Source organism: Salmonella sp. SA15303 (assembly GCF_029962125.1).
GTDB lineage: Bacteria > Pseudomonadota > Gammaproteobacteria > Enterobacterales > Enterobacteriaceae > Salmonella > Salmonella enterica.
In genome coordinates, this window is record NZ_CP123927.1 from 1 (window position 1) to 10047 (window position 10047).

Sequence of the window (10047 nt, forward strand, 5' to 3'; positions counted from 1 at the left end):
TTGTTATGAAATGATGGTGGTTATTTTAACCCCTGTAGATGGCATCATTCGATGGCTGCCCCGAGGTTTTTCATGCTCTCCGATCTGGATGATGCAATAAATTTGAGCGTGAAGCCCCCGGCGACTGCAGGCCAGCGCCAGTTCATATCCATTCAGCGCCAGAAACTCCAGCCGCTGTGCATCATCGAAATCAGGTAGACCATAGAGCGCTTCCTGCTCGGCGTCCGAAAGAATACTGAGGAGCTTATTTTTAGTAGGCATCTCTGATCCTTATGCCTATTTAAACGCGCTTGTCACATTATCATTAACATAGAACCTTTACGTGTCATAATTTAAATTACGGGTAATGTGACTACCGTTGACAGATTATGGTACCCAAATCAGAATGTCACATAATCGAACGTATATGTGACAGAGGAAATATGTTCATCGGATATATTCGGATGTCAAAAGCTGATGGTTCGCAGACGAATGATTTACAACGTGATGCACTGATCGCCGCAGGTGTTGATGCCGCACATTTTTATGAGGACCGGGCATCGGGCAAACGAGAAGAGCGTCCTGGACTTACAGCCTGTCTGAAAGCACTACGACCCGGAGACACGCTGGTCGTATGGAAGCTGGACCGCCTCGGTCGTGATCTTCGTCATCTCATTAATACAGTGCACGACCTGACCGCGAGGGGGACCGGTCTGAAAGTGCTGACCGGTCACGGGGCGACTATCGACACAACAACGGCCGCTGGCAAGCTTGTCTTCGGTATCTTTGCCGCACTGGCGGAGTTTGAGCGCGAACTGATTGCTGAAAGAACGACTGCAGGTCTGGCATCAGCAAGAGCCCGTGGGCGGAACGGCGGCCGACCTTATAAAATGACGCCAGTCAAACTGCGACTGGCAATGGCATCAATGGGACAATCAGAAACAAAGGTCAGTACGCTATGCCAGGAACTTGGGATAACCCGGCAAACTTTGTACAGGCATATTTCCCCTGTTGGTCAACTGCGGGCGGACGGGATCAAGCTGTTCAACCGTGGATAATTTGAACGGACGGAAAAATCTGGGGTTCCGGCGTAGTACCCCTATCACCTCCACATTTTTGCAACAGTGCCTTATAAATGGCAGCCTTATGTTTACTTGCCAAGATGGGCTACCATATGATGTTTTATACTGAGCAATATTAATATTATCTTTAATGGAAAAATTAAGCCCACTAAGTGACCCACTGCTATATGGCTCTATTGTGAAGACGCCTGAGGGTAAAAATTTATACATGGTTGTCCCTATGTCTATTATTGCAAGGTTGACAATATTATTCGTTTTATAAATTTGAGCGTTTAAAATCACACATCAAAGCAATTAGTCAGGATAAACAACAATACCCAGTGCTTCGAGAATCAGTTCTTGCTGCCAGGCTGCAATTTTGATACCTGATGTATCGACTTTGCGGGGATCTAAACCGTCGAGTTCGGCGTGGCATAAATTGGCACCCTGTAGGCTAAATTGCCCCCAGACATCTTCGGAAAAAACACCTCGACTTAAGTCTGACTCTTTCAGTGATGCACCCGCTAGGTTCGTTCCTATCCAGCGATTTTCAAACAACTCACATTTTTCTAAACAAACCCTCTCCATATTGGCATAGGAAAGATTACATCCAGAAATAAATGCTGAGCAAAAGTACATACGATTACTCACTTGATGGGCAAAGTTTGTTCGGGAAAAGTTGGCACCTTTTAAATCACACGCACGGAACTCTATACCGTAGCAATTGGCATTACTGAAGTTTGCCATCGCAAGTTGGCATTGTTGGAAACTTGCATCACGAAGATCTGCGACATCAAAGTGGCAGCCTTCGATATCACCCTGTTCAATGAACTTGCAGTTGACGAATGTCGTATCACGCAAGTTAGCACGTCGAAAGTCGCTGCGAATGAATGTGCAAGCGGTGAAGGTGAGATCACTTAAGTCTTTATGTGAAAAGTTGTGGTGCCGATATGTATGATTGTAGGTTTCCATGAGTACTCCTTGTTGAAAGGAGGGCTAGACTACCATTATACATATGCCAAGACATTAAAATAAAAGCCTGTTACATCAACACATTACAACCCCTCAATTTACCTGTTTTAAGTGGTCAAATTGGCGCGTAGAGCGCCTATCGCTCTTGCATTGGCACGCGGCCCTGTTGAAAAAAGTTATTCGCTTTAGATAGGGTTAGGAGAGCCGTGCTTCGCCGGTAAAAAATCGGACTATCCGACGCAGGGCGGACTCATCGGCGGAGAAGCAAACTTTGACTATATCTCCCTACACTTGGAAGAGGGCTAGACTGGCCCCATAGATCACCAGACACTTCGACTCTCTTAAAATAAGAGGTAGTCTTGGAACTATGTTTAATACCAGTCAGAACGATAAGATGGTTGAAGTGTTATCAGGACCTGAGCGGCGTCGGCGTCGTACACCGCAGGAAAAAATTGCCATTATTCAGCAGACTATGGAGCCCGGTATGACCGTGTCTCATGTCGCGCGCCTGCATGGCATCAATGCAAACCAGATATTCAAATGGCGCAAGCAATATTAAGACGGTTCACTGACGGCTGTTGCATCGGGCGAGGAAGTGGTGCCGGCCTCCGAACTCGCTGCCGCCAATAAGCAAATTCGCGAACTCCAGCGCCTTCTGGGCAAAAAGACGATGGAAGCCGAGATACTCAAAGAGGCCGTGGAGTTCGGCCGGGCAAAAAAATGGATTGCGCATGCGCCCTCGTTGCCTGGGAACGACGAATAAGCGACGTTTGCAGAAGTCTTGGCGTGTCGCGTGCGCAGTTGAGCATTCGGGTTCACCGGCCATCTGACTGACAGGATCGCAGACGGCAGCCCCGTTCTGACGATACCACCGTATTGTCCCGGATAAACATGGCGGTGGCTGACCTGCCGACGTATGGTTATCGCCGTGTGTGGGCGCTGCTGCGACGGGAGTCGGAGCGGGACGGCCTGCCTGTGGTTAATGCAAAGCGGGTGTATCGCATTATGAGAACGCATAATCTGCTTCTTGAACGTAAACCCGCTGATCCTTGCCGTAAGCGGGCCCATAAGGGGCGCGTAGCAGTAGCGGAAAGTAACCGGCGCTGGTGCTCAGATGGCTTTGAGTTCCGCTGTGATAATGGCGAAAAGCTGCGGGTGACCTTCGCGCAGGACTGCTGCGACAGGGAGATCATTGATTGGGCAGCGAGCACCGGAGGCTATGACAAAGAAACGGTGCAGGATGTCATGCTGGGTGCGGTGGAAAAACGCTTCGGAAGGCAGTTGCCAACAGTGCCGGCGTTCGCCCGGTTGCTGGGACTGGAGCCTTGTACGACAGCAGTGCGAAGCCCGGAAAGCAATGGCATAGCAGAAAGCTTCGTGATGACGATAAAACGGGACTACATCAGCATCATGCCGAAACCGGATAATTCTTGCTGCCGTAGTGAAGATATTGTTTGTCGGTTTGGTGGAGAAGAGTTTGTTGTTTTTCTGCCGAATACATCTGTGGTAACAGCGGAGTGTGTTGCGGAGCGTATTAGGAGTGTTATTGAAAGTACTGTTTTCCCTAATAACTTGCGGGTCACCGTCTCTGCTGGTGTGGCAACACAAGAGGATCCTCTTGGTGGGATCGATTTTTTGCTGAAAAATGCTGATGATGCTCTTTATCAAGCCAAGGGAGAGGGGCGTAATAAAGTGATTGTATATAGCGCTATTTGAGTTTTTTTGATGACGCTTTACGCGCTAGTGTGGCGTTTTTTTGTGGGGAAAAGGGTTCAAGAAGCGGATCCTCTTGTTATCCCTTCGATGTCGTCGTAAGCTCATGCCCTGTAAACAAAAAAACCACCGCTACCAACGGTGGTTCGTTTGCCGGAATTAAGAGCTACCAACACTTTCTTCCGAAGGTAACTGGCTTTAGTGGAGCGCAGATACCAAATACTGTCCTTTCAGTGTAGCCGTAGTCAGGCCACCACTTCAAGACTCTCGATATCTAAATCCACTAATTCCCAGTTACCAATGGCTGCTGCCAGTGGCGCTTTGTCGTGCCTTTCCGGGTTGGAATCAAGTTGAAAGTTACCGGAGGAGGCGCAGCAGTCGGACTGAACGGGGGGTTCGTGCATACAGTCCAGCTTGGAGCGAACTGCCTACCCGGAACTGAGTGTCAGGCGTGGAATGAGACAAACGCGGCCATAACAGCGGAATGACACCGGTAAACCGAAAGGCAGGAACAGGAGAGCGCACGAGGGAGCTACCAGGGGGAAACGCCTGGGATCTTTATAGTCCTGTCGGGTTTCGCCACCACTGATTTGAGCGTCAGATTCTGTGATGCTTGTCAGGGGGGCGGAGCCTATGGAAAAACGGCTCTGCCGTGGCCTTATCGCTTCCCTGTTAAGTTTCTTCCTAGCATCTTCCAGGAAATTTCCGCCCCGCCCGTAAGCCGGTACCGCTCGCCGCAGCCGAACGACCGAGCGGAGCGAGTCAGTGAGCGAGGAAGCGGCATTTCTCCGGCAGTGCATCTTCTGCTGACGCATACGAATCTCATTTTTCACCTGCTTTATGTGGCAGCTATGCTTGATGTTTCTGCGATGTTACATTTTAAGCCAGTATACACTCCGCTAGCGCTACGTGACTGGTTCAGGGCTGCGCCCCGAAACCCGCTAAAAGGCACTGACGCGCCTGCGGCTTGTCCAACACCGCGCCGACCGGGAAATAATTCCCCGTCCGTCCCGGCGTTATCAGGAGGCCGGATTGGCAGACAAACGCAGCAAAATGCTCACGATATGGGTAACTGAAGACGAGCACCGGCGTCTGCTGGATCGCTGCGACGGTAAGCAGCTCGCGGCCTGGATGCGGCAGACGTGTCTCGACGAGAAACCTGCTCGTGCCGCCAAACTTCCGTCGATCTCGCCGGCGTTGCTTCGTCAACTTGCCGGTATGGGAAACAACCTCAATCAGATTGCCCGGCAGGTTAACGCCGGTGGTGGTACCGGACATGATCGCGTACAGATTGTCGCTGCGCTGATGGCCATTGATGCCGGACTTGAGCGCCTGCGGCACGCTGTGCTGGAAAAGGGGGCTGACGATGATCGTTAAATTTCACCCACGAGGGCGCGGCGGCGGTGCCGGTCCGGTGGATTATCTGCTGGGTAATGACCGCAAGCGCGACGGCGCCAGCGTTCTGCAGGGTAAACCGGAGGAAGTCCGGGAGCTAATCGACGCCTCGCCCTACGCCAAAAAGTACACCTCCGGGGTGCTGTCGTTTGCCGAACAGGACTTACCGCCCGGTCAGCGTGAAAAACTGATGGCGAGCTTCGAGCGTGTTCTGATGCCCGGACTCGATAAAGACCAGTACAGCGTGCTGTGGGTGGAGCACCAGGACAAGGGGCGGCTGGAGCTGAACTTCCTGATCCCGAACACGGAGCTGCTGACCGGCAAAAGGCTCCAGCCGTATTACGACCGCGCTGACCGTCCGCGCATCGATGCCTGGCAGACCATCGTGAACGGCAGGCTGGGGCTGCACGACCCGAATGCGCCGGAAAACCGGCGGGCGCTGGTCACGCCGTCCGCGCTGCCGGAAACGAAGCAGGAGGCAGCTCAGGCGATCACCCGGGGTTTGCTGGCCTTAGCCTCGTCCGGGGAGCTGAAAACCCGTCAGGACGTTACTGAGGCGCTGGAAAACGCGGGTTTTGAGGTGGTACGCACCACGAAAAGCAGTATCAGCATTGCCGACCCGGACGGGGGGCGAAACATCCGACTAAAGGGAGCCATCTATGAGCAGTCTTTTAACGCTGGCGAAGGACTTAGAGCAGAAATCGAAAGCGCAGCAGCAGAGTACCGGCGAGATGCTGAAAGCCGCATTCAGCGAGCACGAGCAGTCTGTCAGAGCGGAACTGAACGAAAGCGAGAAGAGAATCAGCGCCGCCATCCTCGACCACGACCGGAAGCTGTCCTCAGCCATGAGCCAGCGCACGAAAGGCATGGTGCGTATGGTCAGCCAGACGTGGCTGACCATCGTCCTGGTTTCCGTCCTGCTGATCGCATCGAGCGCGGGCATTCTGTGGTGGCAGAGTCAGCAGATACTCGACAATTACACGACCATCCGGGAGCAGAAGAGCACGCAGGCGATGCTGTCCGAGCGGAACAGCGGCGTGCAGCTCTCGACCTGCGGCGAGCAGAGACGCAGCTGCGTGAGGGTGAACCCGGAAGCGGGACGGTTCGGAGAGGATTCGAGCTGGATGATACTGGCGGGGAAATAGCACATGACGGAGCTGGAAAAACAGTTGCTGAGCGCATTAGAGCAGCTACAGCAGGACTACTCGAAAAGGCTGGACGAGTGGGAGAACGCCTTCGCGGAATGGCGGACGATGTCTGGTCTTATGCAACGGGAGAACGCGGCGCTGAGCGAGCGCGTCACGGGCTTGAGCAGGCAGGTGCAGAGTTTGAGCGAGCAGCTGCGCCGGTTGTCGCAAGGCTGAATGGTATCGAGGCGCACCGGGAGCAGGAACGGGCGGCGCAGCACCGGAAAGCGCTGGAGCTGGAACGATCGCAGCGCCAGCGGACGTACAACGGTCCGTCGCTGTAACAAACCGGATAAAACGGGTCTTTCGGCGCAGATCCCCGCCGAAAGGCGGTGCCATCCCCCCGGCTGCATGGCTATGCATCTTGGGGAAATTTATCTGGCTCAAAAAGCGCGGTTTAGCGGGGAGTTTACTGCCGGTTTTACCGGGCTGACGCCGCATTCGCGCCGAACCCGTCCGGGGCGGTGCGGGCAAGGGATGTTATGGTAAATGTGGAATTTTTTAATTATATAGAGTGTATTTTTATGAGAATTAAAAAGCCTCACCTTCGTCCGATAGTCATAACCTTGTCCGTTGGTGGTATTTTGTTGACTTCTATTTTTCTGATTGTCGTTATTATGGTTTTTAAACGCGAAAATATAGAAAAAGACTTGCTTGATGCTAATTCATCGTACGCTATGAAAATGTCAGATGTAATGAGTAATTATATTGAAATTGCTCAACGTGAATTGGCGTATGGCGCAAAAAAAATAGAGTCAACTAATGATATTGACTCACTTAAAAATGAGGCGGATAGGTTAAGATTGCAGTCTGGTATGTTTAATTCAGTTCTTGTTGTTAGTGATGGTGCTGTTGTTCTGGCGACTTCGCCAGAATCACTTGGTTTAGTTGGAGTTCACTTGAATTCAAGTGCCAGTAAGTTGGCGATTGAGGCTAAAAAACCATTTATATCGGCACCTTACAAATCAGCTTCTGGGAATTTGATTATTTTTTTGTCACATCCTATTTATGATAAGAATAGTAATTATATAGGGTATGTCGGCGGGTCTATATATCTAAAGGAACAGAGTTTATTTAGCGACGTTTTGAGCAGGCATTTTTTCAAAAGCGACACTGAAATTAGCATTGTTAGTGATGATGGAAATGTGATCTTTAATAACGATAACAGTGCTGTTGGTCGACCAATGGTTATGGATGATAATTTGAAATCGAAGTTAACTTCGTCTGAGAGAGGTGAGGGTATCTTTTTTTCTTCGGGGAATAAATATCTTCTTGGTTATGCTCATATGAAAAATACTGCTTGGAGTGTGTTGGTTTATAGTCACGCTGACAGCGTGACTACTATTCTTATTACTTATGCTAAGAGTGTACTTGTTCTGCTAATTGTAATAGTTATTACATTTTCACTTTTTTCATATTTCATTGCTTCCCGTATTTCAATTCCTTTAGAAAAGCTTGCTATATCTACCAATGCTAAAGATATAGGGGGTTCGCTAGTTGATATTAAAGGTATCAATGCTTGGTATGTCGAAGCCGACCGACTAAAAAAGGCACTTTTTACGCATATTAAGATAATGATAGAAAGAGTTGATTCTCTAAATGAGGTGGCGCTTAAAGATCCCCTAACCGGCGTGAACAACAGACTGGGGTTTTCAAATAAAATACAAAATCACAAGCAGGGTTCAGGGGCTTCAGTTATTGCTATTGATGTTGATTTTTTTAAAAAAATAAATGATAACTTCGGGCATGGGGTCGGAGATGAGGTTCTTGTTACTTTGGCTCAGGTTATTAATTGCGGTTTTCCTGGCCTGGGCAGGTTCCCCCAGTCGCGGGGGCAGCCGGAAAGAAAACCTGAATGAGCTTCAGCCTCAGCGTCAAGACGCTGCGCCACCTGGCATAAATGATTCCTCACCGTTGAGGCATTCAGGCTGTGGCCCACCGGCAGAATATCTTTCAGCAGACGAGTCGTCATTTCATAGGAGATCATCGAGGCCCAGCGGGTTTCAATATATTTCAGTGCCGGGTGAGAATAATCGCCGGCCCAGTCGCTGAGCAAACTGACTGTCTTTGTATCACTCTCTTCACAACGGCACCGGTACACCCGAAGCCCGGATACCGGAATAACGCCAAACAGCGTCCGGTACCGTATTTTCTGTTTGCCTTTGATTCTGCGCGCAGCAAGGCAGTGAGGGCACCGGATATGGTGTTGAGTATATTCGTCTGCCTGCAGCTGGACCACCGACTGCTGGACCGTATTCAGCAACAGCTTGGATTCTGACACCGATAATCCGATGTCGTTCCGGGTCTCCCCTGATTTCTGGATTGTCATCAGTTCCTCCGTTCGACTGGAGCCTGATTCATCGGTGATGACTATCTGGAGCGTCAGTTGCATCATTGCCTCCTGCTGTGGTGGATGACTATCTCCCGGCTACTGGTTGTTCATCTGGTGACGAAGCTTATAATATGTGGAAACGCCAAGGCCCGCATGGTCGCAGGCGATCCTGAGCCTGACCCCTCTGCTTCTGAGTGCGTCAATTTCCTGGATCTTTTTGATATCGGCGCCGGGGCGCCCTGTTTTTTCACCCCGTGCTTTTTTCGCGGCGATGCCGTCGGCCTGCCTTTCCTTCAGTAAGGCTCGTTCAAACTGGCTGAATGCCGACATCATGTGCAGCTGCAGTTCCTGCATCGGATTGTTTGTGCCGGCGCTGAACGTCAGCTGCTCTTTCAGAAAAATAAGGGTAACGCCCTGGTCACGAAGCCGGGTGGTGACAGCGCACATATCCGACATATTCCGGCAAAGGCGATCGATGGAATGAACCAGAAGCGTATCACCAGGGCGTAATTGCCCCAGGAGTTCCTGTAACCCCGGGCGGTTTGTGTCCTTCGCGCTGGCATGCTCAACACAAATTTTATCAGGCTGAAAACCCGCCTTTGACAATGCCTCTTCCTGACGGGCCGTATTCTGATCGGCCGAGCTTACCCTGATGTAGGCATATTGCACGCAAAACCTCCGGAAGGTCTTTAAACATCATAGAGATTTAAAGAATAATCCATAAACACTGATTTAGGGAGGTTTATAGACATTTTTTCGGGGATCTGAGAGGCATGCTGAAAACGTATACCTTTATAGACATCAGTCAGCGACGACGGCCCAGCCAGATAACTTCAGGCTCCAGTACCGGAGATGCAAGGTCGAGCCTGCTCAGTTGCCGGTTGATTTTGTGGCGGTTGAACCTGACAGCATCCAGGTCGTCAGCAAAAGGGCGGATCTCGCCGACCGTTGTTTCATCATCCGCATTAACGATAGCTTCAAGAAACGCCAGGGTTTTATCGAACTCATCCGCAGCTGTGGCTCCGGGCATACCATGGCCGCTTATACAAAACGGCGCTTTCAGCGTAGAGTTTTCATAAATGGCCTCAACACGAATGTCATGAAGCCAGTGCTCAAAGAAATTGTATTCATAGGTAAAGCGATCGCCAGCATCAAAAGCAAAATCATCAATCACGACCCGGAACGGATTATCGACAAAACCGATGCCTCCTTCGTAGGAGATACCGTAATCTTTGCCATAAATGTGAAATTGATGGAGATGGTCGTCCCCCCAGCCCTGCACTATCTGGAAAATGAAGTGAAGCGCGGCCAGTGACGTGTCGGCAGCAATTCTCAGCCGACGCCAGACCATCGGACTGACTCCATGAACTGCTATTTTGATGACGTAGATCTTCATAGTCAGCAGGTA

9 protein-coding genes and 5 pseudogenes are annotated in these 10047 nt (G+C 50.6%); 8 read left to right on the plus strand and 6 right to left on the minus strand.

What is annotated here, in order from left to right; all coding sequences use genetic code 11:
• Positions 1–78 precede the first annotated feature (78 nt).
• A pseudogene (locus QEN31_RS25265) lies at positions 79–261 on the minus strand (DUF4158 domain-containing protein); the annotation flags it as partial.
• Between the two features lie 161 nt (positions 262–422).
• On the opposite strand from QEN31_RS25265, the gene QEN31_RS25270 reads away from it, so the two are divergent.
• Complete coding sequence (locus QEN31_RS25270) at positions 423–1037, plus strand: recombinase family protein (protein ID WP_014839983.1); 615 nt, start codon at positions 423–425, stop codon at positions 1035–1037.
• Between the two features lie 318 nt (positions 1038–1355).
• Here the strand turns inward: QEN31_RS25270 and QEN31_RS25275 are convergent, their stop codons facing one another.
• Entirely contained in the window at positions 1356–2012 is a 657-nt protein-coding gene (locus QEN31_RS25275; protein ID WP_001516695.1) for a quinolone resistance pentapeptide repeat protein QnrS1, read from the minus strand.
• Between the two features lie 394 nt (positions 2013–2406).
• On the opposite strand from QEN31_RS25275, the pseudogene QEN31_RS25280 reads away from it, so the two are divergent.
• Together QEN31_RS25280 and QEN31_RS25285 are read left to right on the plus strand one after the other, a co-directional pair.
• Positions 2407–3437, plus strand: a pseudogene (locus QEN31_RS25280) (IS3 family transposase); the annotation flags it as partial.
• Positions 3438–3452: 15 nt separating this feature from the next.
• Positions 3453–3728 (plus strand): annotated as a pseudogene (locus tag QEN31_RS25285) (GGDEF domain-containing protein); the annotation flags it as partial.
• Between the two features lie 242 nt (positions 3729–3970).
• On the opposite strand, the gene QEN31_RS25290 reads toward QEN31_RS25285, so the two are convergent.
• Entirely contained in the window at positions 3971–4129 is a 159-nt protein-coding gene (locus QEN31_RS25290; RefSeq protein WP_001658417.1) for a hypothetical protein, read from the minus strand.
• 649 nt (positions 4130–4778) lie between these two features.
• Here QEN31_RS25290 and QEN31_RS25295 point away from each other — a divergent pair.
• The 5 genes and pseudogenes from QEN31_RS25295 to QEN31_RS25315 all read left to right on the plus strand — a co-directional run bounded on the left by QEN31_RS25295 (position 4779) and on the right by QEN31_RS25315 (position 8166).
• Positions 4779–5102: a MobC family plasmid mobilization relaxosome protein gene (locus QEN31_RS25295; protein ID WP_015059464.1), complete on the plus strand. Its 324-nt coding sequence runs from the start codon at positions 4779–4781 to the stop codon at positions 5100–5102.
• Positions 5092–5409: pseudogene (locus tag QEN31_RS25525) on the plus strand (plasmid mobilization relaxase MbeA); the annotation flags it as partial. The gene QEN31_RS25295 and the pseudogene QEN31_RS25525, both read left to right, overlap by 11 nt.
• Before the next feature lie 370 nt (positions 5410–5779).
• Positions 5780–6265: an MbeB family mobilization protein gene (locus tag QEN31_RS25305; protein ID WP_012482081.1), complete on the plus strand. Its 486-nt coding sequence runs from the start codon at positions 5780–5782 to the stop codon at positions 6263–6265.
• Between the two features lie 3 nt (positions 6266–6268).
• Entirely contained in the window at positions 6269–6484 is a 216-nt protein-coding gene (locus QEN31_RS25310) for an MbeD family mobilization/exclusion protein (protein ID WP_000137421.1), read from the plus strand.
• A 305-nt stretch (positions 6485–6789) separates the two neighbouring features.
• The gene (locus QEN31_RS25315) at positions 6790–8166 is read left to right on the plus strand and encodes a sensor domain-containing diguanylate cyclase (protein ID WP_080196049.1); all 1377 of its coding nucleotides are present in this window, start codon (positions 6790–6792) and stop codon (positions 8164–8166) included.
• Here the strand turns inward: QEN31_RS25315 and QEN31_RS25320 are convergent.
• From QEN31_RS25320 to QEN31_RS25330, 3 genes and pseudogenes are all read right to left on the minus strand, one after another.
• Positions 8094–8699: pseudogene (locus tag QEN31_RS25320) on the minus strand (ISKra4-like element ISKpn19 family transposase); the annotation flags it as partial. The gene QEN31_RS25315 and the pseudogene QEN31_RS25320 overlap by 73 nt on opposite strands.
• A 36-nt stretch (positions 8700–8735) precedes the next feature.
• The gene (locus QEN31_RS25325) at positions 8736–9308 is read right to left on the minus strand and encodes a recombinase family protein (RefSeq protein ID WP_001493762.1); all 573 of its coding nucleotides are present in this window, start codon (positions 9306–9308) and stop codon (positions 8736–8738) included.
• A 136-nt stretch (positions 9309–9444) separates the two neighbouring features.
• Positions 9445–10035, minus strand: coding sequence for a plasmid pRiA4b ORF-3 family protein (locus QEN31_RS25330; protein ID WP_012477564.1), 591 nt, complete (start codon positions 10033–10035; stop codon positions 9445–9447).
• Positions 10036–10047 lie beyond the last annotated feature (12 nt).

Excerpts from the sequence above, each read along its gene's own strand:
- QEN31_RS25305 (WP_012482081.1), top strand. The coding sequence starts at position 5,780 with ATGAGCAGTCTTTTAACGCTGGCGAAGGACTTAGAGCAGAAATCGAAA.
- QEN31_RS25295 (WP_015059464.1), top strand. The coding sequence starts at position 4,779 with ATGCTCACGATATGGGTAACTGAAGACGAGCACCGGCGTCTGCTGGAT.
- QEN31_RS25315 (WP_080196049.1), top strand. The coding sequence starts at position 6,790 with ATGGTAAATGTGGAATTTTTTAATTATATAGAGTGTATTTTTATGAGA.
- QEN31_RS25290 (WP_001658417.1), bottom strand. The coding sequence starts at position 4,129 with ATGCACGAACCCCCCGTTCAGTCCGACTGCTGCGCCTCCTCCGGTAAC.
- QEN31_RS25330 (WP_012477564.1), bottom strand. The coding sequence starts at position 10,035 with ATGAAGATCTACGTCATCAAAATAGCAGTTCATGGAGTCAGTCCGATG.
- QEN31_RS25270 (WP_014839983.1), top strand. The coding sequence starts at position 423 with ATGTTCATCGGATATATTCGGATGTCAAAAGCTGATGGTTCGCAGACG.
- QEN31_RS25275 (WP_001516695.1), bottom strand. The coding sequence starts at position 2,012 with ATGGAAACCTACAATCATACATATCGGCACCACAACTTTTCACATAAA.
- QEN31_RS25310 (WP_000137421.1), top strand. The coding sequence starts at position 6,269 with ATGACGGAGCTGGAAAAACAGTTGCTGAGCGCATTAGAGCAGCTACAG.